Origin of the sequence: Allochromatium humboldtianum, from assembly GCF_013385175.1 — a bacterium.
In the GTDB taxonomy this organism is placed as follows: domain Bacteria; phylum Pseudomonadota; class Gammaproteobacteria; order Chromatiales; family Chromatiaceae; genus Thermochromatium; species Thermochromatium humboldtianum.
In genome coordinates, this window is sequence record NZ_JABZEO010000001.1 from 430,032 (window position 1) to 453,554 (window position 23,523).

The 23,523-nt window shown below is 63.4% G+C and carries 20 protein-coding genes; 13 read left to right on the forward strand and 7 right to left on the reverse strand.

The window, feature by feature from the left end:
* Window positions 1–9: 9 nt before the first annotated feature.
* Genes HW932_RS02065 through HW932_RS02075 form a run of 3 tightly spaced genes read right to left on the reverse strand, consistent with a single transcriptional unit; the run spans window position 10 to window position 5,213 of the window.
* The gene (locus HW932_RS02065; protein WP_176974833.1) at window positions 10–654 is read right to left on the reverse strand and encodes a DUF4276 family protein; all 645 of its coding nucleotides are present in this window, start codon (window positions 652–654) and stop codon (window positions 10–12) included.
* Window positions 651–1,778 (reverse strand): AAA family ATPase, encoded by a 1,128-nt coding sequence (locus tag HW932_RS02070; protein WP_176974834.1) that lies wholly within the window; start codon window positions 1,776–1,778, stop codon window positions 651–653. Before HW932_RS02070 ends, HW932_RS02065 begins: the two co-directional genes overlap by 4 nt.
* Window positions 1,779–5,213, reverse strand: a complete 3,435-nt coding sequence (locus HW932_RS02075; protein WP_222932186.1) for a site-specific DNA-methyltransferase — start codon at window positions 5,211–5,213, stop codon at window positions 1,779–1,781.
* A 147-nt stretch (window positions 5,214–5,360) separates the two neighbouring features.
* On the opposite strand from HW932_RS02075, the gene ilvB reads away from it, so the two are divergent.
* The 12 genes from ilvB (at window position 5,361) to HW932_RS02135 (ending at window position 18,210) form a co-directional block, all read left to right on the forward strand.
* Window positions 5,361–7,124: a biosynthetic-type acetolactate synthase large subunit gene (gene ilvB, locus HW932_RS02080; protein ID WP_176974835.1), complete on the forward strand. Its 1,764-nt coding sequence runs from the start codon at window positions 5,361–5,363 to the stop codon at window positions 7,122–7,124.
* 17 nt (window positions 7,125–7,141) lie between these two features.
* On the forward strand, window positions 7,142–7,633 hold the full coding sequence (ilvN, locus tag HW932_RS02085) for an acetolactate synthase small subunit (RefSeq protein WP_012970168.1): 492 nt from the start codon (window positions 7,142–7,144) through the stop codon (window positions 7,631–7,633).
* Window positions 7,634–7,694: 61 nt separating this feature from the next.
* A complete protein-coding gene (ilvC, locus tag HW932_RS02090) occupies window positions 7,695–8,711 on the forward strand; it encodes a ketol-acid reductoisomerase (RefSeq protein ID WP_176974923.1) in 1,017 nt (338 codons plus the stop codon).
* An 82-nt stretch (window positions 8,712–8,793) separates the two neighbouring features.
* Window positions 8,794–9,216: a tol-pal system-associated acyl-CoA thioesterase gene (ybgC, locus tag HW932_RS02095; RefSeq protein ID WP_176974836.1), complete on the forward strand. Its 423-nt coding sequence runs from the start codon at window positions 8,794–8,796 to the stop codon at window positions 9,214–9,216.
* Window positions 9,217–9,229: 13 nt separating this feature from the next.
* Window positions 9,230–9,904, forward strand: a complete 675-nt coding sequence (gene tolQ / locus HW932_RS02100; RefSeq protein WP_176974837.1) for a protein TolQ — start codon at window positions 9,230–9,232, stop codon at window positions 9,902–9,904.
* Window positions 9,905–9,926: 22 nt separating this feature from the next.
* On the forward strand, window positions 9,927–10,370 hold the full coding sequence (tolR, locus tag HW932_RS02105) for a protein TolR (protein WP_176974838.1): 444 nt from the start codon (window positions 9,927–9,929) through the stop codon (window positions 10,368–10,370).
* A gap of 2 nt (window positions 10,371–10,372) precedes the next feature.
* On the forward strand, window positions 10,373–11,602 hold the full coding sequence (gene tolA / locus HW932_RS02110) for a cell envelope integrity protein TolA (RefSeq protein WP_176974839.1): 1,230 nt from the start codon (window positions 10,373–10,375) through the stop codon (window positions 11,600–11,602).
* A gap of 18 nt (window positions 11,603–11,620) precedes the next feature.
* The gene (tolB, locus tag HW932_RS02115; RefSeq protein ID WP_176974840.1) at window positions 11,621–12,931 is read left to right on the forward strand and encodes a Tol-Pal system beta propeller repeat protein TolB; all 1,311 of its coding nucleotides are present in this window, start codon (window positions 11,621–11,623) and stop codon (window positions 12,929–12,931) included.
* An 80-nt stretch (window positions 12,932–13,011) separates the two neighbouring features.
* Entirely contained in the window at window positions 13,012–13,548 is a 537-nt protein-coding gene (gene pal, locus HW932_RS02120; protein ID WP_176974841.1) for a peptidoglycan-associated lipoprotein Pal, read from the forward strand.
* A 10-nt stretch (window positions 13,549–13,558) separates the two neighbouring features.
* Window positions 13,559–14,428, forward strand: coding sequence for a tol-pal system protein YbgF (gene ybgF / locus HW932_RS02125; protein ID WP_176974842.1), 870 nt, complete (start codon window positions 13,559–13,561; stop codon window positions 14,426–14,428).
* A 38-nt stretch (window positions 14,429–14,466) separates the two neighbouring features.
* The gene (locus tag HW932_RS02130) at window positions 14,467–15,723 is read left to right on the forward strand and encodes an HD-GYP domain-containing protein (protein ID WP_176974843.1); all 1,257 of its coding nucleotides are present in this window, start codon (window positions 14,467–14,469) and stop codon (window positions 15,721–15,723) included.
* A 51-nt stretch (window positions 15,724–15,774) separates the two neighbouring features.
* Window positions 15,775–18,210: a sensor domain-containing protein gene (locus HW932_RS02135; protein WP_176974844.1), complete on the forward strand. Its 2,436-nt coding sequence runs from the start codon at window positions 15,775–15,777 to the stop codon at window positions 18,208–18,210.
* A 16-nt stretch (window positions 18,211–18,226) separates the two neighbouring features.
* Here the strand turns inward: HW932_RS02135 and HW932_RS02140 are convergent, their stop codons facing one another.
* The 4 genes from HW932_RS02140 to HW932_RS02155 form a co-directional block, all read right to left on the reverse strand.
* Window positions 18,227–18,547 (reverse strand): BolA family protein, encoded by a 321-nt coding sequence (locus tag HW932_RS02140; RefSeq protein ID WP_176974845.1) that lies wholly within the window; start codon window positions 18,545–18,547, stop codon window positions 18,227–18,229.
* A gap of 47 nt (window positions 18,548–18,594) precedes the next feature.
* Window positions 18,595–19,482, reverse strand: a complete 888-nt coding sequence (locus tag HW932_RS02145) for a hypothetical protein (protein ID WP_176974846.1) — start codon at window positions 19,480–19,482, stop codon at window positions 18,595–18,597.
* Between the two features lie 63 nt (window positions 19,483–19,545).
* Window positions 19,546–20,115, reverse strand: a complete 570-nt coding sequence (locus HW932_RS02150) for an ankyrin repeat domain-containing protein (RefSeq protein ID WP_176974847.1) — start codon at window positions 20,113–20,115, stop codon at window positions 19,546–19,548.
* A gap of 80 nt (window positions 20,116–20,195) precedes the next feature.
* Window positions 20,196–21,002 carry an IclR family transcriptional regulator gene (locus HW932_RS02155; RefSeq protein ID WP_222932188.1) on the reverse strand — a complete coding sequence of 269 codons (807 nt, stop codon included), beginning with the start codon at window positions 21,000–21,002 and terminating at the stop codon, window positions 20,196–20,198.
* Window positions 21,003–21,143: 141 nt separating this feature from the next.
* Between HW932_RS02155 and HW932_RS02160 the strand changes: the two genes are divergently transcribed.
* The gene (locus HW932_RS02160; protein WP_176974848.1) at window positions 21,144–23,396 is read left to right on the forward strand and encodes a phosphoketolase family protein; all 2,253 of its coding nucleotides are present in this window, start codon (window positions 21,144–21,146) and stop codon (window positions 23,394–23,396) included.
* Window positions 23,397–23,523: the final 127 nt, after the last annotated feature.

Below are 23,523 nucleotides of genomic sequence, written 5' to 3' on the forward strand. Positions count from 1 at the left end.
CGTGCCACTTCAATAACCCCATGCCTGCAGATGAGCAACCCAGGCATCGAACTGCGGACACTTCCGGCGAATCGCGTCAATCCCGATGGCCTCGGCAATCAGTGGGCCATGTTCTGTCTTCGAGTAGGTTCCTTCCGGAAAAATGCGCAGGATTCGCTTGGAAGGGGCTGATTCCGGACTATCGTTGATGTCTTCCGGACTTGCTACCCCCTGTGCAACGGCGGTCAGTGCATTCTTCACATCTTCACTCCAGCCATCCGAAACCCATTCGAATGCCCCCGGATTGGTGAACAGCAAGCCTTCAAATTCATGCATCTGCACGTAGGGCAACACGAAGCGCCGGTCGTACCCGGTGGTAGAGCCCTCAACGCCCGCACGGATGTCGGCTTCCAGTTGAGCACGGCTACGACTGCCTCGATCTTGGAAACCGTAGAAGTCCACCAGCGTGGTGATGCGGTCCGCCTGGTGGTACTGGTGCGATATGAACTTGACCAGGCGCTCTACCGTGACACGACCGCCTCTATGATTCCCTGATGGGGCCTGAAGCAGTGACGGAAATGCCAATACTTGGCTACACAGCAGATAAGGCGCTAGGCAGGACTTCACAAACTCGACTTCGGTCTGGCCTTCGCAAACAATACAGATCCGAATCATTCCATCCCTCCGACCGCCTGCTTCAACCAGATGTCAGAGAGCTGATACTCGTCATCGAGCCATTCTTGGTATTGCTCGCGCGGCAAGTTGCGCAACAGGGTCTCACCGTTGTTGGCATTGGCCACGATGATGTTTTCCAGCTCGAAGCAGTCCACCAGATAGGGCGACTGCGTTGCGATGAAGATCTGACGCTTCTTCGAGAGGCGCTTGAACATCTCAGCGACCAGCGTAATGGCATGAGGGTGTAGCCCCAACTCAGGCTCGTCGAAGAACATCACGTCCGGCAGCCGGTCGGGCGGCAGGTTCAGCAGCGTCAGCAGGCAGAACAGGCGCAGAGACCCGTCCGAAGTGAGGTGCGAGCCGAAGACCTTGTCGCTTTGCCGCCCCACCCAGCGCAAGAGCACCTTACCGGCTTCTTCTTCCAGCACAAAGTCCTTGAACGTCGGCAACACACGGTTAATCTGTTTGACGATCAGTTCGTAGCGTTTGCCGTCTGTCTTGCGTAGATCCAACAGCACGGCCGCGAGGTTGCCGCCGTCAGAGCGCAGGCGGAACGAGTCGGTGACGTCCCAGCGATTGTGAATGGCGGCGTTGATGGATGTGTCGTGGAAGTGATAGGTGGAACATTGCCGCAGTAGATTGACGATGGTTTTGGCCGTTTTGTGCGTCTGGTCCAGCAGGCTGGATTCCTTACCCACAGCGTCAATCTCGGTCCATTTCGCTTTGGTCGGTATGTCATGGGCCGAATACCGATAGGCTTCGTTCATCACCATCACTGAATCTCCGGCCGAGATGTGGGCCAGGTCAAATCGATAGTCGTTCTGTCCTTTCTCGGTATCCAGGCATAGCTCGGCATGGATGCGCGGTGTCTTGCGCGCCCCCATGAAGAATTGGTCATCGCCTCCGCCGTGGCGTAGCACGAACTCTTGCAGGTTCTTGGCTTTGAGCATCCAGCTCAGCAGCTCGAAGAAGCGGATCAGGGTGGACTTGCCCGCACCGTTTGCGCCGATGAGCACGGTGAGCGGCGGCAGCTCCAGGTTCCGGATGTTCTTCAGGCTACGAAAGCCTTCGATAGTGACCGAACGAATCCGGTTGGTTCTGGTGGGTGGCGTTGCGGCGGCCATTCAAACGTCCTCCACTGAGAACATGCGCTCCAGAAACTCCGGTTCGATCTGGCGCAGTTTGAGCACGCGGGTGGCGCCGCCTTCGTCGGCGGTCTGGGTGAGGACGGTCGGGATGTTGTGGTCGCCGTTGATATAGACCACGTCGAATGTGTTGTCCGCTGGGGTGATGCCCAGCGTGTCGCAGAGCTTGCCGATGCCTTCGTAATCCAGCACATCACAGTCGCGCCACAGCACCAGGCAGCTTTCGCCGCTGGGCAGTGTGCCGGTGACGGTGACGAAGCCGCGCGCAGGCTGCATGTCGATGCGTTTGACGCGCAGGCCGATCAGGTAGTTGAAAGTTTCGACCAGATCGATCTTGCGCGGCTCGAACGCGCCCGCCGAATCGACGGCCACGTTGAGGGTGTAGTCGAAGGGCTTCCTGAAATCCTCCACCGACAGCAGCGATCCACGGCTTTCCATGTCCAGCAGGTAGTGGAGTAGGTAGTCGTCCTTGACCTGCTGAGGTAGGGTCTTCAGTAGATCGCCCTGCGCGGGCGTGCGGCGCAGTTGCAGGTTGTTCAGGGTATCTTCGTAGGATTCGAGTTTGAGGACTTTGAAGCAGTGGGAAATACCTGCTTGCTCAGAAACGGGTTTACCTGCCTTCCATTCTGGCGAATAGACCACTTTCTGAATGCGTGGCTTGATTACAGTCGAAAAATACTCGCCTTGTTCTATGAGAATAAACTTGCGCTTGCCGTTGTCTTCGCGATTGACACTGATGACCGCCTGCCCGGTACTGCCGGAACCCCCAAAGCAGTCAAGAACAATGCTGTTTTTCTTGCTGGCATGTTGGATAAACCGAGACACAAATTTGGCGTGCTTGGGAGCAAGAAAAACGCCGGAACGATTGAACAGCGCGTGCGTTTGCTTCTCGCCATCCGAGTAGTCCGAAAAAACGCTCTTGCCCACGTTGGTTTCAACTTCATGGAGCATGCGCTTGATACGCGGAACTTTGGCTTCGTCTTCACCCCAGGCGATCCGTCCGTCTCGATGCAGAGACATCAAACTGCGTTTCCCCGGGCTTTCTGGGGTATCCTCATAGGCATATTTCCAGCCGCTTTTCGGATGTGGGCACTCTTTCCCTGTGATGGGATGCTTTGGCTTGTACCAACGGTAATTTGGATGATTTGGATCATTAACAGTAGGTGATTGTTTTGTGGCTGGCATGGAAGTATTGTCTTCTTGCCAAATCCAAATAACAGCTTGCTTCGCGCGCGCCTCATGCTCCGCAACCAGTCGGCCAGCAGAGTCACGATATTCAGCATTTTTGTAGTTGAATAAGCCCCTCCATGGATCGTTCTTTTTTTCATCTTCCCATTCCAAACCTTCTGCTTCTACATGTTCTCGATATTCAATCTGGTGCTGCCGGTATAGTTTACGAAGTTCCTCTTCAATGTTCGCAATGGGCGGATATTCTGGATTCAGTCGTGCGACCAGCTCCATCACTTCCGCATAACCCGGCTTAGGCTCACGGAACATGTCCTTGTTTTGCTCCGCAATGACACGGTTCTTAGCGTACACCAAGACATATTCATGGTTGGTTGAATAGTTAGGTGCTTGGCTGTTGTTGGTATTCATCGACCAGATCAATTCTTCAATCTGATTTTCTTCGCCAAATATTTCTGACAAAACGTGCTCAAGTCCTTGCCGCTCGTGCTTGTCAATACTGACGAAAATTGCTCCGTCCTGCGGCATCAAGGGCGACAGCTTAACGATGCGGTTGTGCATCATCGTGGCCCATGCTGAGTGCTTGAAAGTGTTCTTATAGGGAATAGCGCTACTGCTGGTGTTGTAAGGTGGATCAATATAGATACACTTGATTTGCTCCCGATAGCGCTCGCCAAGCAAGTTCAAGCCCTGAAAGTTGTCGCTGTGGATTAGTAAACCGTCTATAGTTTCCTCCAAGCTGGAAAACTTCTGTAGCAGCTTGGATTTAAATTCCGTCGAATAGACTGCGGTATCCACCATCAAGAACGGGTGCTGGCGAAGCTCATCGATGGAGCCGGCAGTCTTGCTAGCACGCATACCCAGTTCAAACCATTGTATCCATTGCCTCTCATTCGCTGCGATCTCCGGGTACAAGTCTTCCGGCACCCGATCCAGCGTGATACAGTAGTGACTGGAAACAACGAACTTCTTCTTCAGCCACAGCTTCTTCTGGAAATCCTCCAGCTGCGCCAGGAAAGTAATCAGCTCCAGAGCGATAGCGCGCAGACATTGGATCATCCGCAGGTTCTTCTCGATGTCTGCGAATACGCCGGCGTTCTGCACGTCGTCCAGGTGCATGACTTCGTTCTTGATGTAGAAGTCCAGCTCACGGCGCAGGAACCCACCCAGATCCTTGTGGATGAAGTAATCCGCCGTGTTCTTGGTGGTGTAGTCGCTCAGGTGCTTTTCCAGCAGGGTGCGCTGCGGATTTTTCTCGGTCGGCGCGCGATTGCCCAGGGCCGGCCAGCGCGCCTTGACGACGGCGTCCGCCAGCACAGCCTTGACCGCCTCGCTGACCAGTGCCTCCTGCTTGGTGCCTTTGGGCTGAGCGGCGTACTCGAAGCGGACGATCAGTTCCTTTGAGCCGTCACTGTCCGACACTTCCTCCACCGGCAGCCGCTCTTCATCGTACTCATCGCCGTTTTCATCCACACGAGTGACGGTCTTGGCCGCCACCAGCGAAAAGCGACGTTCCTTATCGTTGTCCTTACGATTGTCCTTGGCCGTGTCGGCGGCGACCAAACGGAAATGCACCGCGCGGCCATCTTCGAGCTTGAAACTGTAGTTGCTGAAGTTCTCGCCGCTCTTGGTGTAGTACTGATCCTTGTTGGCCCAGTGCAGCATCACCTCTTCGCCCGCATAGGGGATGGCGTAAGTGTCCCCCTTGTAGCGGCGCTGGCTGATGAAGTCGCCATCCTTGTAGTAGCGCGAAAAAAAGGTGAGAAGGTGCGAGAACACAGCGTTTTCGTGTTCACCGGCACCGACGCTGTACTGCGCCAGCTTCTGACGCAACTCCCGCACCTTGGGCACAGTGTCGGGATTGATCCCATCGGCCTGATACTGGTCTTCCTTCTCCTTGATCTCACGTGCCACCAGCTCACGTTGGGCTTCGTTACCGCTGCTGAGCGCCTGCCGTACTTTTTCGGCCAGCCGGTTTTGCAGATAGTCGTCGATCTCGCCCGCGCGGGCGTTGAGGATGCGGTAGATACCGAAGTCGAGTTCCGGGCGGTCGATCTGGAAGATTTCACGCAGCTTGGCGACGAGCTCCTGAAATTTTGGGTTCTGTAGGTTGGTCATGGCCTGCGACTGTGTGCACCGGGTGTAAGATTGGCTATAACTGGCCATTCTAGCTAAAACACCTCGTTTGGAGCCTGCCATCGATTCGGAGAACTCATCGACCGCGCGCATCTTGACCACTCCCCGCGATCCCTGTAACGTCAACCTCTTTTTCAATTTCTAGTCTTCGCTCTCCCGGAATCCCCAAGCCCGTCGGCGTTCCACGCCCGACGCGCGGGCGGCGTTCCGGCGAGCGGGCCGAAGCGGAGGTCGCTCAAGGTGTCACTGACTGATGCACAACCGGACGGAGCCTCGCCGGAACTGAGCGGGGCGGAGATCGTCATCCAGGCGCTGGTCGACGAAGGCGTCGAGCTGGTCTTCGGCTACCCCGGCGGGGCGGTACTGCATATCTACGATGCTCTGTTCAAACAGGGCTCGCTCAAGCACATCCTGGTGCGTCACGAGCAGGCGGCCGCGCACGCGGCCGACGGCTATGCGCGCGCCACCGGCCATTGCGGCGTCTGCCTCGTCACCTCGGGGCCGGGCGCGACCAATGCCGTCACCGGCATCGCCACCGCCTACATGGACTCGATCCCGATGGTGGTGCTGACCGGACAGGTGCCCACACCCTTCATCGGCAGCGATGCCTTCCAGGAGGTCGACACGGTCGGCATCACCCGTCCGTGCGTCAAGCACAACTTCCTGGTCAAGGACGTGCGCGATCTGGCCCTGACCATCCGCAAGGCGTTCCATATCGCGACCACGGGTCGTCCGGGGCCGGTGGTGGTCGACATCCCCAAGGACGTCACCGACCCCAACATCCGGATCCCCTACGTCTACCCGCGCGAGATCAAGCTGCGCTCCTACAATCCGGTGGAGAAGGGCCATCTGGGCCAGATCCGCAAGGCCGTCGATCTGATGCTCGCAGCCAAGCGCCCGGTGTTCTATACCGGCGGCGGCGTGGTGCTCGGCGACGGCTCGGCGCAACTGACCGAGCTGGTGAAGGCGACCGGCTTCCCGATCACCAGCACCCTGATGGGCCTGGGCGCCTTCCCCATGACCGACCCGCAGTTCCTCGGCATGTTGGGGATGCACGGCACCTATGAAGCCAACATGGCGATGCACGAGACCGACGTGCTGATCGCCATCGGCGCGCGCTTCGACGACCGCGTCACCGGCAAGATCGAGCATTTCTGTCCGCACGCCCGGATCATCCACATCGACGTCGACCCGTCCTCGATCGCCAAGAACGTCAAGGTCGACGTGCCGATCGTCGGTCAGGTCGCGAGCGTGCTCGCCGACATGCTCAGGCTCTACCGCGAGCAGCAGCCCAAGTCGCCCGCCAACGCGCTCGACGACTGGTGGGCCAAGATCGGCGAATGGCGTGCGCTCAATTGCCTGAAGTATCCGGCCAACCCCGAGGCCATCAAGCCGCAGTTCGCCGTCGAGACGCTCTACAAGGTCACGAACGGCGAACTCTATCTGGCTTCCGACGTCGGCCAGCACCAGATGTTCGCCGCCCAGTTCTACCCGTTCGACAAGCCACGGCGCTGGATCAACTCGGGCGGACTCGGCACCATGGGCTATGGTCTGCCGGCGGCGATCGGCGCCCAACTGGCCCATCCCGAGGCGCAGGTGGCCTGTATCTCGGGCGATGCCAGTATCCTGATGTGCATCCAGGAGCTGGCGACCTGCCAGCAATACCGGCTGCCGATCAAGGTGGTGCTGCTCAACAACGGCTACATGGGCATGGTGCGCCAGTGGCAGGAGCTGTTCTACGAGAGCCGCTACTCGCATTCCTATGTCGACGCGCTGCCCGATTTCGTCAAGCTCGCCGAGAGCTTCGGCCATGTCGGGATGCGGGTCGAACGGCCCGAGCACCTGGAAGACGCCATGCGCGAGGCTTTCGCCATGCGCGACCGTTTCGTCTTCCTCGATGTGATCGTCGACCCGACCGAGAACGTCTATCCCATGATCGCCGCCGGCAAGGGCCATCACGAGATGCAGCTCTCGCCGAGCCACTCCGACCGCGAACTGGCCTGATTTGTAGGAACCCGGATATGAGACACATCATCGCCGTGCTGCTGGAGAACGAGGCCGGAGCGCTCTCGCGCGTCGCCGGACTGTTCTCGGCCCGTGGCTACAATATCGAATCGCTCACGGTCGCCCCCACCGACGACCCCACGCTCTCGCGCATGACGCTGGTGACGACCGGCAACGACGAGATCGTCGAGCAGATCAAGAAGCAGTTGAACAAGCTCATCGACACCGTCAAGCTCGTCGACCTCTCCGAGGGCGACCACATCGAGCGCGAAATGATGATGGTCAAGGTGCGCGCCGAGCGTCCCGACCGCGAAGAACTCAAGCGGCTGGTGGACATCTTCCGCGCCAAGATCATCGACGTCACCGACGTGAGCTATGTCATCGAACTGACCGGCGCCTCGCGCAAACTCGACGCCTTCATCGATGCGCTGCCCGAGGGACTGATCATCGAGGTCGTCCGCTCCGGTCCCACCGGCATCGCCCGTGGCGCCAAGGGCTTGACCCTCTAAACCGCGTTTCGAACCGATTTTCGAACCCGATCCATCCAAGACTAGGATTCATCGCATGACCATCAACGTGTATTACGACAAAGACGCCGACCTTTCGCTGATCCAAGGGAAGAAAGTGACCATCGTCGGCTATGGCTCGCAGGGCCATGCCCACGCCAACAACCTCAAGGACTCCGGCGTCTCCGTCACCGTGGCGCTGCGTCCGGGTTCGGCCTCGGCGGCCAAGGCCACCAATGCCGGTCTGACCGTCAAGCCGATTGCAGAAGCCGTGGCCGACGCCGACGTGGTCATGATCCTGGCCCCCGACGAGCATCAGGGCGCGCTCTATCGCGAGCAGATCGAGCCGAACATCAAGCAGGGCGCGGCGCTGGCCTTCGCTCACGGCTTCAACGTCCACTTCGGCCAGATCACCCCGCGTGAGGATCTGGACGTCATCATGATCGCCCCCAAGGGTCCGGGCCACCTGGTGCGCTCGACCTACACCCAGGGCGGCGGCGTGCCCTCGCTGATCGCGGTCTACCAGGACGCCAGCGGCCAGGCGCGCGACATCGCCATGGCTTATGCCTCGGCCAACGGCGGCGGTCGTGCCGGCATCATCGAGACCACCTTCCGCGAGGAGTGCGAGACCGACCTGTTCGGTGAGCAGGTGGTGCTGTGCGGCGGTCTGACCTCGCTGATCCAGGCCGGTTTCGAGACCTTGGTCGAGGCCGGCTACGCGCCCGAGATGGCCTACTTCGAGTGTCTGCACGAAGTGAAGCTGATCGTCGACCTCATCTACGAGGGCGGCATCGCCAACATGCGCTACTCGATCTCCAACACCGCCGAGTACGGCGACCTGACCCGTGGTCCGCGCGTCATCACCAGCGAGACCAAGGCTGAGATGAAGCGCATCCTGACCGAGATCCAGACCGGCCAGTTCGCCAAGGAGTTCATGCTGGAGAATCAGGCGGGCGCGGCTTCGATGAAGGCCATGCGTCGTCTCGGCGCCGAGCACCAGATCGAGGAAGTCGGCGAGCGTCTGCGCGAGATGATGCCCTGGATCCGCGAGAAGAAGCTGGTCGACAAGACCCGCAACTGATCCCGATCCTTCGGGTCGTTCCCGGCTCCCGCGCACGGTCGCGGGGCCGGAGTCCGGATTCGTGTCGCAAGGAACGTCCAGCATGTCGACACAGACTCATAGCGCTTCAGCCGGTTTCGACTGGCCGGTGCGCGTCTATTACGAAGACACGGATGCCGCCGGCATCGTCTTCTATGCCAACTATCTGCGCTTCATGGAGCGTGGCCGCACCGAATGGCTGCGCGCGCTCGGCTTCGAGCAGGACCGGCTGCGCGCGGAACAGGGCGTCGTCTTCGCGGTCACAGCGGTCGATCTCAAATATCTGACCCCGGCGCGTTTCAATGATCTGCTGACGGTGCGCTCCAGTCTCAGCCACAAGGGCGGCGCCAGTCTGGCCTTCGAGCAGGACATCCTGCGTGTCGCCGATCAGGCCGTCTGCTGTCGCGGGTCGGTCAAGGTAGTGTGCCTCGATGCGGCGACCATGCGTCCGCGCCGTCTGCCGGACCGGCTGGCAGCGGCGATCTGAGTAAAAAAATCCCATGACATCCGATCTGTCCCTCTTCGCTCTGATCCTCGATGCCAGCCTGGTGGTGCAACTGGTGCTGCTGGTGCTGGTGGTCGCCTCGGTCATCTCCTGGACCATGATTCTGGACCGCACCCGTGTCCTCGGGCGTGCGCGCAAGCTGGCCGATCGCTTCGAGGAGCGTTTCTGGTCCGGCGGCGATCTGGGGGCGCTCTACAAGGAGCTGAGTCAGGACGAGAAGGGCGGTCAGGGGCTGGCGGTGATCTTTCGCGCCGGCTTCAAGGAGTTCGTGCGGCTGCGCAAGGTCGAGGACACCGACATGCCGGCCGTGCTGCAAGGGGCCGAGCGCTCGATGCGTGTGGCCCTGAGCCGCGAGATGGATCGTCTCGAAACCAATCTGGCCTTCCTGGCCACCGTCGGCTCGACCAGTCCCTACATCGGGCTGTTCGGCACCGTCTGGGGCATCATGCAGTCCTTCCATGCGCTCGGTAACGTCGAGCAGGCGACCTTGGCTCTGGTCGCGCCCGGTATCTCGGAGGCGCTGGTCGCCACGGCCATCGGACTCTTCGCCGCCATTCCGGCCGTCATCGCCTACAACCGCTACTCCAATCAGGTCGAGCGGCTCAACAACCGCTACGAAGAGTTCATCGAGGAATTCGCGACCCTGCTCCAGCGCCAGGGGCGCGGCTGAGCGGGGCAGGGGGCTTCGACGCATGGTCAAGCACAGCCGCCGCCGCACCCGCCGTCGTCTCATGGCCGAGATCAACGTCGTGCCCTATATCGACGTGATGCTGGTGCTGCTGGTCATCTTCATGGTGACGGCGCCGCTCATCACCAGCGGGGTCAAGGTCAGTCTGCCCCAGGTCAAGACCGGCGCCATCACCGGGCCGGCCACCGAGTCGGTCGTCATCACGGTCGATCAGTTCGGGGACTATTACATCGACATCGGCGCCGAGAAAAATCAGCCGGCGAGCGACCAGATCCTCTATGACCGGCTGCGGGTGGTGCTCGACTATCAGCCCGACACCCCGATCCTGGTGCGCGGCGACAACAGCGTCGACTATGGCCGCGTGGTGCGCGCCATGGCCATCGCCCAGAAGGCGGGCGCGCCCGAGGTCGGACTGATCACCGTGCCGCCGGAGCGCCGCGAGCCCTGACCATGTGGGAGATCCTGCGCGTCAATCCGCGCGCCTTCTACTGGTCGCTCGGACTGCATCTGTTCTTTGCGCTGCTGTTCTTCGTCGGGATCGATGTCCTGAAACCCGCGCCGGACATTGGCTCCAAGGCGCGCGTGGTGCAGGCGAATCTGGTCTCGGATCGGGCGCTGGAGGCGCTGGTATCGGATCTGGAGACTGGAGCGGCCGGATCTGCGGAGGGTTCGATGCCGGAGGCGGACACGGGGATCGAGATGCCGGTTCCGGATCTGCCCGAACCCGAGCTGCCCGCATCCGATTCCACTGAGGCCGAACGTCCCACCCGACCTGAGCTGCAACCACCTGAGCCAGATCCGGCCGAATTGGAAGCCCAGCGCCTCGCCGCCGAGGAAGAAGCCCGTCGCGCGGCTGAACTGGCCGCTCAGCGCGAGGCACAGGAGGCTGCTCGACGTGAGGCCGAGGAAGCGGCCCGGCGCGAAGCCCTGGAACTCGAAGCCCAGCGTCAGGCTGAACTGGAGGCCCAACGTCTCGCCGCTGAGAAAGCGGCGCGGCGTGAAGCTCTGGAGCTCGAAGCGCGTCGTCAGGCCGAACTCGAACGCCAACGGGCGGAAGAGGAGCGTCTGGCCCGAGAGGCGCGTGAGCGTGCCGAGCAGGAGGCGCGGCGCATGGAGGCCGAACGCGAACGTCTGCGCCAGGAAGCCGAGCGACTGGCTGCCGAAGAAGCGGCTCGGTTGGAAGCGGAACTGGAACGCGAGCGTCGACAGCAACTCGCCGAGGAGGCGGAACGACTGGCCCAGGAGGAAGAGCGCCGTCTGGCCGATGAGATCGAGCAGCAGCGCCGCGAGCAGTTGGCGCGTGAGCAAGCCGCCGAGGACGCGCAGCGTGCCGCTGCGGCGGAAGCCCAGCGCGCGCGTGAAGAGGATCTGGCCTCGCGGCTCGCCTTCGAGCAGATCGCACGCGAGGCCGATCGCTATGTGCCGGCCATCCGCGATCGCGTGCGTCAATTCTGGGTGCGCCCGCCGTCGGCCGGACTGGATCTGGTGACTGTGGTCTCTGTGCGTCTGATCCCCGGCGGCGAGGTGGTGCCCAACAGCGTGCGCGTCGTGCGCAGCAGCGGTCACACGGCCTTTGATCAATCCGTGGTCGCTGCCGTGTACAATGCCTCACCACTGCCGGTACCCTCGGGTCCGCCGTTCGAGCGTTTCCGCGAGTTCGACTTCACCTTTTCCCCTTGAGCTGAGGGATCACGCCACATGACTCGATACTCCTGCCTACCGCGTTCGTTGTTCGTCGTCGTCCTGATCCTCGTCGGCCTGGGACAGGCGCTGGCCGCTCCCCGACTCAACATCGAGATCACCGGCGGCATCGAGTCGGCCCAGCCCATCGCCATCGTCCCCTTCGGCACCGCCGATGGCCTGATCCCGCCGGTCGACATGGCCGCCATCATCGGCGCCGATCTGGCCCGCACCGGGCGTTTCAAGCCGATGCCGACCCGCGACATGCTCGACATGCCCAGCACGCGCGAGGAGGTCGACTTCCGCGACTGGAGCCTGCTCGGCATGAACAATCTGGTCATCGGCCGGGTCGAGCCGGACCCTACGGGCTACCGGGTCAGCTTCACGCTCTTCGACGTCTTTCGCGGCACCGAACTGGCCAGCACGAGCCTGGTCAGCACCAAGTCCGGGATGCGCCAGACCGCACACCGCATCGCCGACGAAATCCACGAAAAACTCACCGGCCAGCCGGGCGTGGCCGCGACCCGCATCGCCTATATCACCTCCACCGGCAGCGGCGCGGATCTGACCGTGACCCTGCGCGTGGCCGATGCCGACGGCTACAATCCGCAGACCATCGTCTCCTCGGCCGAACCCCTGATGTCGCCCGCTTGGTCGCCGGACGGCCAGCGCCTCGCCTATGTCTCGTTCGAGAACAAGCGCGCGGCCATCTATATCCAGGAACTCAGCTCGGGCCGACGCGAACTGGTCGCCAGTCATCCGGGCATCAACGGCTCGCCGGCCTTCTCGCCCGACGGCTCGCGCCTGGCGATGACGCTCTCCAAGGACGGCAATCCCGACATCTACAGCCTCAATCTGCTCAGCCGCGAGCTCACCCGGCTCACCGATCACTACGCGATCGACACCGAACCGTCCTGGTCGCCCGACGGACAGTCGATCATCTTCACCTCGGATCGGGGCGGCAGTCCGCAGATCTATCGCATGGCGGCCGCAGGCGGTCCCGCCGAGCGCATCAGCGTTGAGGGCGACTACAATGGACGGGCGTCCTACGCCCCGGACGGGCGCTCGATCGTCATGGTCACGCGCGTCAACGGCGCCTTTCGCATCGGCCAGCTCGATCTGGCGCGCGGCGTGACGCGCCTGCTCAGCCGCGGCGATCTGGACGAATCGCCGAGTTTCGCGCCCAACGGCGCCATGGTTATCTACGCCACCATCCACGGCCATCGCGGCGTGCTGGCGACCGCCTCGGTCGAGGGCGGCGGCAGTCAGCGTCTCACGCAGGACTCGGGGCAGGTGCGCGAACCGGCCTGGTCGCCGCTGAGGCGCTGAAGCCGACGCTGAGCCCGTGTTGCCGCCCGGCGAGCGCTTTCGGCAAGATAGGCCATCCATTCACCGGGAGATTCCACGAAATGACTGAATCCCGCACCACGCATCTGGCCGCGCTATTCCTGATCCTGTCCGGCGCCGGACTCGCCGGTTGCGCCTCCAGGCCCGCGCCGAGCGACATGTCCGCCTCCATGCCGACGCCGACGACGACCGTCGGAAGCGCCGCGACCACGGCGCCCCTGGAATCCACCCGCCCGACCTATGCCGGCCCCTGGGAAGATCCGTCCAGTCCGCTCTATGAGCGCACCATCTATTTCGATTACGACAACGCCGAGATCAAGCCGCAATATCTCGATGTGATCCGCACCCATGCGCGCTATCTCGGCAGCCAACCCGGCACGCGCGTCACGCTGGAAGGACACACCGACGAGCGCGGCACGCGCGAGTACAATCTGGCCCTGGGCGACCAGCGCGCCGAGTCGGTGCGCCGCTTCATGCTCGCCGAGGGCGTGCCGGCCAAGCAGCTCGCGACCCTGAGCTATGGCGAGGAGCGTCCGGCCGATCCGGGGCATAGCGAGGCCTCCTGGCGCCTGAACCGTCGCGTGATCATCCAATACTGAGGTGAGAACCATGCCGCCGTCCGTTCGATTCCCGTCATTTGCGCTCATGCTGGTCCTTGGGGGCCTGATCCCGCCCGGCCTTGCCGCCGCCGATCCTGAACTCGAAGGGCGCATCGGGCGTCTCGAACGCATCCTGGAGAACCAGAGCGGCTCGGAGCTGCTGCTCCAGATGCAGCGTCTGCAGAGCGAGGTGCAGGAACTGCGCGGCATGGTCGAGCAGCAGCGGTTCGACATCGAACGCCTCCAGCGCCAGCAGCGCGATCAGTTCCTCGATCTCGACGCGCGGCTCGCCGGCACCGGACGCGCATCCGGGCCGGATGGCGGCGGGACGGCGGAGTCGACACTCCCGCCCGGCGTCGTGGATGCGAGCGGTACGGGACTGGACGCACCGCCCATCGCGAATCCATCCGGCAATCCCGTGACGCCGCCCGTGCCCGCGAGTCCTGGGACCACTGGGATTCCGTCCCTGCCCGCGCCCGAGACCCAGGGGGCCAGTGAGCGCGACCTCTACAGCCAGGCCTTCGAGCATCTCAAGGAGCGCCAGTACCAGGAGGCCAAGACCGCCTTCAATGAGCTGCTGCGCCGCTATCCGCAGGGCGAATACACCGAAAACGCCCGCTACTGGCTTGGCGAGACCTACTATGTGCTGCGCGAGTATCCGGCCGCCCTGGCCGAATACGACCGGCTGGTCCAGCTCAGTCCGACCAGCGCCAAGGTGCCGGGCGCGCTGCTCAAGATCGGCTTCATTCAGTATGAACAAAACGCCATCGAACAGGCCCGAGCGACCCTGGAGCGCGTGATCCGCGACTATCCGAACAGCACCGAGGCCAGACTCGCCCGCGACCGCTTGGAGCGCGGTGTGCGCGAGCCGAGACCTTGAGCGCCTGCCCACCCGACCAGTCTCACGGAGAGGCGGACATGAGCGATATCCAGGCTCGCTTCATCGATGTCGACGAGCTGCGTGTCGGTCTGTACATCTATCTGGATCTCGGCTGGATGGGCCATCCGTTCGCGCTCAACAACTTCAAGATCGACTCCGAGAGCCAGATCGAGACCATTCGCAGACTCGGCCTGAAGCGGTTGCGCTGGTCGCCCGAACTCAGCGATCCGCCCGCGTCCGCCGATCCGGTGGTCAGGCTCGAAACACCGGCCGCCCCTCCCACGCCGGTTGAGCAGCAACGCCGGCTCCTGTTGGACCAGCAGGCCAGTCTGGCCCGCTGTGAGCGCGAGTTCGCCGATGCCACGCGCGCCTTTCGCGACATCCTCAAGCTCGCCTCCGCCCAGCCCGAACTGGCGCACGAGCGGGCGCGGGCCATGGCCGATGGTCTGGTCCGGGGACTGCTCGATCAGGGTGAGTCCTGTATTCGTCTGCTGTCGGAGCAGGCCGGCGAACAGACCTCGCTGCATGCGATCAATGTCTCCGTCATCGCGCTGCTGCTCGGGCAGCGTCTCGGTCTGGACGCCGCGGCGCTCGACCAGCTCGCGCTCGGCGCCCTGCTGCACGACATCGGCAAGGTCGCGTTGCCCGAGCGTCTGCGCTGGCGTGACGCCGTGGTCAGCGCCGCCGAACGCAAGCTGTTTCAGCGCCATGTCGAGCATGGCGTCGAGCTGGCCGCGCGCATGGGACTGGACGCCGAGATCGGCGCGATCATCGGCCAGCATCACGAATACGTGGACGGGAGCGGTTTTCCGGGACGGCTGCGCGGCGAGCAGCTGACCTATCTGTCGCGCATCGTGACCCTGGTCAATCATTACGACATGCTGTGCAATCCATCCAATCCGGTGGCGGCCATCACGCCGCATCAGGCGCTGTCGCTGATGTTCGCTCAGTCACGCGACAAGTTCGACGCCGACATCCTGGCCGTCTTCATCCGCATGATGGGCGTCTATCCGCCCGGTTCGGTGGTGGTGCTCAGCGACGGGCGTCATGCGCTGGTGGTCTCGGTGAACGCCGCGCGTCCGCTCAAGCCGCGGGTGATCGTCCATGACCCCAGGGTTCCGCGCGACGAGGCGCTCCTGGTCGATCTCGAACACGAAGAGAAATTGGGCATCCGTCAGAGCCTGAAACCGCTGCAACTGCCGCGCGCGGTCTTCGATTATCTGCTGCCGCGTCAGCGGATCTGCTATTTTTTCGAGCGTGCGCGCGAATCCATGGATCGTCCCAAGTCGTCATGACCCGGGATGTCTTGCAAGTCCACCACTGGCCAGGGTGCCGAGGATGACGACTTGACCACCGATCTCGACCTTGCACAAGCCCTCATCGACGAGCTGATCGAAGCGGTGTGGCTGGTCGATGCCGGTGATCAGCGTCTGCTGGCCGTCAACCGGGCGGCCGAGGAATTGCTCGGTCAGGATCGTGCCTCCCTGGTCGGTCGGCCCGTGAGCGAACTGGCCTGCACGCCCGAGGATCTGTTCTTCTGGGAGGACGTGGCCGCCGGACGCGGCGATGCCCTGCTCTCCGAGACGCTGCTGTGTCGCCCGGACGGCACCCTGGTGACGGTCCTGAGGCGCGTCGGGCGGGTGTCCTGCCCGGATGGCCGGTGCCTCTATCTGGCCTGTTTCTCCAATCAGAGCGAGCGGCGCGCGGTCGAGAACGAACTCGAGAAACTGGTCGCCGAACTGCGCGCGACCCTGGAGTCGAGCGCCGACGGCATCCTGGTCATGGATCTCGATGGCGCGATCCGCAGCTTCAATCAGCGCTTCGCCGAGCTGTGGAGTCTGCCGGCGGCACTGCTGACCGAGCGCAACGATGCCGGAATCCATGACTGGATGGCGCGCGAGGTGCTGGATGCCGAGAGCTATGCCGTGCGTCTCCAGGCCATCGCCGAGAATCCCCTGCTGGAGGCCTCGGATCTGCTGACCCTGCGCCGGGGGCGGGTGCTGGAGCGCGTGACCCTGCCGCAGTACGCGCGTGGGCGTCCCATCGGGCGCGTCTACTCGTTTCGCGACATCACCCAGCGCCTGCAGGACGAACAGGGGCTGAAGCTCGCGGCGCGCGTGTTCGAGGCCAGTCTGGACGCCATCTTCGTCACCGACCCCGAGTTCGGGATCGTGGCCGTCAATCCGGCGGTTGAGAGTATGACCGGTCGCCCCGGCGCCGAGCTGATCGGTCAGCGGCTCGATGCCTCGCTGCGGCTCTGGTCCGACGAGACGCTCGACCCGGACATCCAGGCGGCGCTCGACCGTTGCGGTCACTGGCAGGGCGAGATCGAGCAGCGTCATGCCAATGGTTCGACCATCCCCTGTCTGGTCTCGCTGATGCGGGTGCCGGATGACGCGGGGCAGCCCGTTCACTATGTCGGCTTCGTCAAGGATCTGTCCGAGACGGTGGAGGCGCGCCGGCGTATCGAGCAACTGGCCTTCAACGACGCCCTGACCGGGTTGCCGAACCGGCTCCGGCTCACCGAGCGGCTGGAGTTCAGCATCGAGCTGGCCCGGCGCGAGGACACGCGCTTCGCCGTGCTCTTCATCGACATCGACCGCTTCAAGCACATCAACGATTCCCTGGGGCACGTCTTCGGCGACCGGGTGCTGATCGAGGTGGCGCGGCGCATCCAGCAGTGTCTGCGTCATGTCGACACTATCGCCCGTCTGGGGGGCGACGAGTTCGTGCTGCTGCTGCATCGGGTCGAGGCCCGCGAGGCCGAGCTGGTCGCGCGCCGGTTGCTGGAGACCATGGACCAGCCCTTCGAGCTCGACGGGCTGAAGTTCTCGCTCTCGTGCAGTATCGGCATCGCGCTCTACCCGGAGGACGGCGAGACGCTCGACGACCTGATCAAGAACGCCGACAGCGCCATGTATCACGTCAAGGAGCACGGTCGGGGCGATTGCTGTTTCTATCAGCGCCAGATGAACGTCGATCTGCTCGAACGGGTGCAGCTCGATCACGCCATGCGCGAGGCGTTGCAGCAGGGCTGTTTCCGGCTTGCCTATCAGCCGCAGATCGATCTGCAGAGCGGCCTGGTGATCGGGGCCGAGGCCCTGGTGCGCTGGACGGATCCCAATCTGGGCCAACTCTCGCCGGGGCGCTTCATCCCGATCGCCGAGGAGACCGGCTTCATCGTCGCGCTCGGCGCCTGGGTGTTGCGCGAGGCGATCCAGCAGGGGGCGCGCTGGCATGCTCAGGGCATCGAGCTGGCGCTATCGGTGAACGTCTCGGCGACGCAGTTCCAGCAGGCCAATTTCATCGACTCACTGGCGCAGTGCCTGGAGGAGACAGGGCTGCCGCCGGGGCGGCTGGAGCTGGAACTGACCGAATCCATCCTCATCCACAACGTCGAGGAGACCCTGCGCCGGCTCGAAGACCTGGTGGCATTGGGCGTGCGGTTGTCGATCGACGATTTCGGCACCGGCTATTCCAGTCTGGCCTATCTGAAGCGCTTTCCGATCCACAAACTCAAGATCGACCAGTCCTTCGTGCGCGACATCCCACACGACGAGAGCGATACCGCCATCGCCACGGCCGTGATCGGTCTGGCCGGCGTGCTCAAGCTGCGGGTGATCGCCGAGGGGGTCGAGACCGACATCCAGCGTCAGTTCCTGCTGGATGCCGGATGTCATGAGTTCCAGGGCTATCTGTGCGCGCCGGCCCTGGAACCGGCGGTCTTTCTGGCGCGGATCGCACAGATCGGTCTGGCGCCGTCGACCCCGCGACCGGACTGAGGGCACGCGCTCGGATTCAGACGCCGGCGCCCCTGCCGCCACCCTGGCAGGGCGGGGAGTCGGGCGCGCCGCCCTTGGCCTGCCATTCCTCCGGCGTCCAAGTGTGCATGGTCAGCGCATGCAGACCCTGGCTGAACTCGTCGGCGAGCAGTTCGTTGAGCCGGCGATGGCGTTCGATCAACGCGACATCCTCGAAAGTCTCGCTCACGACCAGGAGCTTGAAGTGGGATTCGGAGTCCGGCGGGACGGCGTGCATATAGCTCTCATCGACCACGTCCAGATACAGGGGCGCGAGGGTCTCTTGGATCCGGGTCTCGATACGCTGCTTACGACTCATGATGGCGGGATCTCCGTGTGGTGGAATCGGTTCGCGGTTCGGTTCGGTCAGCTCTGTTCTTGGTTCGGATCTGGGTCTGATCGATCGCCCGACAGTTCGATGTGCTCGGTGACGAGCCAGCCTTGGGCGGCCTCCAGGATTCGGTTCTGGGCCGGCCGGAGGCGTGGATCGCTCAACGCCTCCCGCTCGATCACTTCCAGACGTCCATAGAGACTCAGGCGCAGATGCTCGAGGGTGCGTACATGGAGTCTGAGATCGTCGAGCAGGCGCGTGAATTCACGGCGTGTCGGCGCGGCCCCGAGCGACTCGAACAACTGGGTCAGGGCATCGAAGACGGGCTGCGCATCCGGCCCCAGACCGAAGTCCGCCGGATGATAAACCAGTTGGCGTTCGGACTGGCGACCGATCCAGAGTCGGAAGCTCTCCTGACGCAGGGCGTGATAGAGCGGTTCTTCCGAGATCAGGACGATCAAGAGCCGGTTGGGATTGGCGAAATAGGAGCCGCCGCGCACCTCCCAGAACCCGTCCTTGATCAGACGGTGGAGACGGATGTGCTCGCGGAAGTCGGCGGCCTGGAGCTGGTCGAGGATCAGCACGGTCGGGTCGCCCTCGCTCTGGGCGCAGGCTTCACTGACGATACGGTCGAACGGCTCGATCGGCGGTTCCTCGCGCCCGAGTTCGTCCTGGCTCGGCGGCAGGATCACGTCCGGCAACGGCGGATGGGCGTCGGTGAAGTCGTGATAGAGGATCTGCGGGAAGTCGAGCGCGCGGGCGAGGGCATTGGCAAAGGCGGTCTTGCGCCGCTCGCCGTCGCCCTCGATGTTCAGGGCGCGGATCCCTGAGGTCGGGGTTTCGAGCAGACAGCGGACCTGGAATTCGTAGTCGTCGTTGGACTCGAATCCGTACTCGGTCAGTTTTTTGGTGAGGCTCGGCATGAGGCCAAGCATAATCGCGCCCGCGCTCCAGCCCAAGCGGTTGCGTGGGCTGGCCCGATCGCTTCAGTGCAGCAGGCCCAGGATCTCGTCGTGTCCGCCTTCGCGTGCCCAGTCGGCCGCGGTCTTGCCGTCGAAGTCCTTGAGGGTCTGGTCGGCTTGGTGTTCGAGCAGAGCCTTGACGCTGGCGACATGACCTTGCTTGGCGGCCCAGATCAGGGCCGTCCAGCCCATGGTCGATTCCTGATGGTCGACCATGGCGCCGCGTTCGAGCAGCGTTTTCACGATGGCGGCATGGTTGTTCGAGGCGGCGAGCATCATGGCCGTATAGCCGCCCGAGTCCATGGCGTCGACCTGGGCGCCGGCCTGGAGCAGACGCTCGACGATGGTGGCATGGCCGTTGAGCGCGGCCTTCATGAGCGGCGTCCAGTCGCAGCTGTCGCGCACATTGGGCTGGCGATTGCGGGCCAGGAGTTGCTCGACGGTGCTCAGGTCGCCCTGTTCGGCGGACTCGATCAGGGCCATGCCCGGACCATCGGGCGCCATGGCGGTGTTCGAGCTGGAACCGGACTGTCCGCAGCCGGCCAGTGGTGACAACAGTAGGATGACAAAAAGGAGTGTGTAGGGTCTGTTCATGGCGGCGCATTCTCACCCTCCAGACCCGACCAGCCAATGACAATGCGCAGTTCTCAGGTATTGTCCCGATCCAGCGCGAATCACTCGCCATCGGCGCGATAGCCGAGCTGCGCCGAGAGACTCCGACCCGCCTCGATCAACGCCTCGATCCACTCCAGCCGCCGACGCACGATCGGCGCCGACACCGACAGCCCGGCGCTGACATTGCCCGTCCCGTCGCGGATCAAGACCCCGATGCACCCGACATCGATCTCGGCCTCCTCGTCGTCGAGCGCATAGCCGCGCGCGAGCGATTCCCGACAGGCCGCGATCAGGTCGGGCAGGGCCGTCAAGGTATTGCGGGTGTAGGCCGGCAGGTTGGTGCGCTGGGCATAGGCGCGGATGGCGTCCTCACCGCTGGCGCCCAGCATCAGCTTGCCGACGGCCGTTACATGCAGGGGCGCGCGCGAGCCGATGAGCTGCTGGACGTGGATCATGCGGTTCGGCGTGGCCTTCTCGATATAGACCACAGAATCACCCTCACGGATGGTGAGATTGATGGTCTCGCCGAAACGGTCGCGCAACGACTCCATGACCGGGCGGGCGAGGGCGCGCACGTCGATGTTGCCGTGCAGCCGCACGCCGAGTTGCAACAGACGTCGACCGAGCCGGTAGTGACTGGCCGCGTCCTTCTCGACGAACTGGTTCTGGATCAGGGACGCGAGGATGCGATGGGCGGTCGAGACGTTCAGTCCAGTCTCGGCGGCCAGGATCTTGAGACTGACCGGCTCGGGATAGCGGGCGATGGCGTCGAGCAGGGCGGCGGCGCGGTCGATGACCTGGATGCCTGGGGTGCGCGCGCTGTCTTCCGAAGTGTCGGCGGGTTGAGATGGGGTGTTTGGGGTCATGGCGACGGCTCCGTTGATGAATTGATCGATTTTCGCATAGTGAAATCTATCCTCTATTGCGAAAAATCAATGCCGTCTCTACAGTCTCTCCAACGCCAAAAGCCACGCGCTAAACCGATACCAACCGAGAGGAAGAGACCCATGACCCAAGCCGCCACTCCGATCAGTCACAGCACCGCCAAGGCCGATTTCCGCGACGGCATCCTGCATTTCGGTGCACTGCCGGTCGACTTCGCGCGCCTTGGCCAGACGCCCGCGATCGGTGAGGGTCAATCGGCCATCGGTGCGATCGACGCTGCCGCCGTACAACAGACCCAGTGGACGGCCGATGCCCTGCGCTATCTGACGCTCCAGCTCTGTGCTTCCAAGCAGTCAGGTCATCCGGGCGGTTTCGCCAGCTCGGCCGATGCCTATGCGGCGTTGGTGATGCTGGGTCATACCAACATCGTCACCGAGGTCGGTCATCACGCGCCCGGTTTCTACAGCGCCATGTTCCTCGATGGCTCGCTGGAATCTATGGGCATCCACACCATGACCGAGCTTCAGGCGCGCTTCCGCGAGCGCGACGGGCTGCTGGGACATCTCTCAGGCGCGATTCCGGGACTGCTGGCACCGGCTGGTCCGCTCGGTCAGGGCCAGCATTTCGCCATGGCCGGGGCCTATCTCAATCGCGACCGGCTCTTTCCCTGCACCATCGGTGATGGCGGTCTCGGCGAGCCCTACATCCTCTCGGCCATGAAGCACTTCCACACCGCCTACCCGGATGTGACCAACTTCCTGCCGGTGCTGGTCTGGAACGGCTACAGCCAGGAGCATCATTCGATGGTGTCGCGGATGGACAACGACGCCATGATCGCCTATTGGCGCGCGCACGACTTCGAGCGCGTGATCCTGATCGACGCCAAGGACTTCGACGACGCGGGGCAGGAGGGGGCCTATGTCGACAGCACGCTCTTCGGTCGCGAGGCACGGCTGGCCTTCTCGCGCGCGGTGCTCGAAGGGATGCGCGCCGCCGCCGAGTCGGCGCTCAGTGGGACGCTGACGGCGGTGATCTTCAAGCAGCTCAAAGGGGCCGGCGTGCACGCCAGCGGCGCCAAGTCGCACAACCTCTATCCGGGCGACACGGCTGAGAAGCCCAACATCGCCGCTGCACTGGAGCACGGCGCCCTGGCGCCCGAGATCTGGGCGCTGACCCGGACCAACATGAGCCGCGCCGGTGGCGGACCGGCCGCGCGGACCGTGGTCACGGAGTTCGAGCGCCAACTGCCCGAGATCGGCAGACTCCCGCTGCATGAGTTCGAGCGCGGCGAGCAGGCGGTTCCGGCGAGTGCCCTAGCGACCCTGGTGGCCGAACTGGGTCGACGCGATCCGCTGTTCGTCGTCACCAACGCCGACGGCAACGAAGCCTCGGCCATGAAGGCGATCAACGACGCGCTCAAGATCCGCCATCCGACCGCTGATCCGCTCTACAACCAGTCGCCGAGCGGTCAGGTCTATGAGCCGCTGAACGAGGACGCCTGCGCCGGACTCGCGGCCGGGATCGCGCTCTTCGGCGGACGTTCGCTGTGGCTGTCCTACGAGAGCTTCGCCATCAACGGCTGGCCGATCGTGCAGACCGTGGGTCAGGCGATGGCTGAACTGCGGCGCAGGACGCCGGCGATGGTGTCGATGTTCACCGCCGGCGCGCTGGAGCAGGGCCGCAACGGCTGGACCCATCAGCGTCCCGAGATCGAGAACTACATCGGCGGTCAGGTGCGCAACGGCAATGTCTATCTGCTCTATCCGACCGACGCCAACATGATCCAGGCTGCCTATGCCTGGGCGGTCGAGCAGTCCAACAAGTGCATCAGCATCGTGGCTTCCAAGTCGGCGTTGCCGGTGCATACCACGCTCGATCAGGCGCGTGAGGCGATCGAGCGCGGGGCGATCTGTCTGTATGAATCGGCGCATGGGGCACGCGGGACTGTGGTCTTCGCCGTGACGGGCGACATGGTGTTCCAGCCGGTGTTCGCCGCCAAGGATCGGCTGGAGGCGGCGGGCTATCGGGTGCGCATCGTCGCTGTGGTCAACCCGCGCCGGCTCTATCGCGAGCGCGATGTCGCCTGGTCGCAGAGTGCGCAGCCGGATGGACGGTTCATGTCGGATGCGGAGTTCGAGGCGCTCTTTACGGGGGATGCTTTGATTGGGGTGAGCGGCGGCGGAACCGTGGCTCTGGAGCCGGTGCTGCTGCGCTCGCGGGCGGCTGGACGCGATCTGATCGGCTGGCAGCGCGGCGAGACCACCGCCAGCCCGGCCGAGATCATGGCCTACAACGGTATCTCGCCCGAGAGTCTGGAGCAGCGCGCGCTGGAGTTGCTGGATTCCGAGGGCGCGCGTCTGGATCGGGCGGCTTAGGTTGGGGCGTGGCGGCTCGGGGTACGGCTGCCGGGGGGACGCCGTGAATACATCCCTGTAGGCTTGACGGCCGCATCCATGCGGCCGACACCCCCCGACAGCCGCACCCCGAGCCTTGTGCCTGAGA

Bases quoted from the DNA above. Each gene is read 5' to 3' on its own strand.
- tolA (WP_176974839.1), top strand. From the start codon at position 10,373: ATGTGGGAGATCCTGCGCGTCAATCCGCGCGCCTTCTACTGGTCGCTC.
- HW932_RS02070 (WP_176974834.1), bottom strand. From the start codon at position 1,778: ATGGCCGCCGCAACGCCACCCACCAGAACCAACCGGATTCGTTCGGTC.
- HW932_RS02145 (WP_176974846.1), bottom strand. From the start codon at position 19,482: ATGCCGAGCCTCACCAAAAAACTGACCGAGTACGGATTCGAGTCCAAC.
- HW932_RS02075 (WP_222932186.1), bottom strand. From the start codon at position 5,213: ATGCGCGCGGTCGATGAGTTCTCCGAATCGATGGCAGGCTCCAAACGA.
- ilvN (WP_012970168.1), top strand. From the start codon at position 7,142: ATGAGACACATCATCGCCGTGCTGCTGGAGAACGAGGCCGGAGCGCTC.
- HW932_RS02150 (WP_176974847.1), bottom strand. From the start codon at position 20,115: ATGAACAGACCCTACACACTCCTTTTTGTCATCCTACTGTTGTCACCA.
- tolQ (WP_176974837.1), top strand. From the start codon at position 9,230: ATGACATCCGATCTGTCCCTCTTCGCTCTGATCCTCGATGCCAGCCTG.
- HW932_RS02140 (WP_176974845.1), bottom strand. From the start codon at position 18,547: ATGAGTCGTAAGCAGCGTATCGAGACCCGGATCCAAGAGACCCTCGCG.
- ybgF (WP_176974842.1), top strand. From the start codon at position 13,559: ATGCCGCCGTCCGTTCGATTCCCGTCATTTGCGCTCATGCTGGTCCTT.
- tolR (WP_176974838.1), top strand. From the start codon at position 9,927: ATGGTCAAGCACAGCCGCCGCCGCACCCGCCGTCGTCTCATGGCCGAG.
- tolB (WP_176974840.1), top strand. From the start codon at position 11,621: ATGACTCGATACTCCTGCCTACCGCGTTCGTTGTTCGTCGTCGTCCTG.
- pal (WP_176974841.1), top strand. From the start codon at position 13,012: ATGACTGAATCCCGCACCACGCATCTGGCCGCGCTATTCCTGATCCTG.
- HW932_RS02160 (WP_176974848.1), top strand. From the start codon at position 21,144: ATGACCCAAGCCGCCACTCCGATCAGTCACAGCACCGCCAAGGCCGAT.
- HW932_RS02155 (WP_222932188.1), bottom strand. From the start codon at position 21,002: ATGACCCCAAACACCCCATCTCAACCCGCCGACACTTCGGAAGACAGC.
- ybgC (WP_176974836.1), top strand. From the start codon at position 8,794: ATGTCGACACAGACTCATAGCGCTTCAGCCGGTTTCGACTGGCCGGTG.
- HW932_RS02065 (WP_176974833.1), bottom strand. From the start codon at position 654: ATGATTCGGATCTGTATTGTTTGCGAAGGCCAGACCGAAGTCGAGTTT.
- HW932_RS02130 (WP_176974843.1), top strand. From the start codon at position 14,467: ATGAGCGATATCCAGGCTCGCTTCATCGATGTCGACGAGCTGCGTGTC.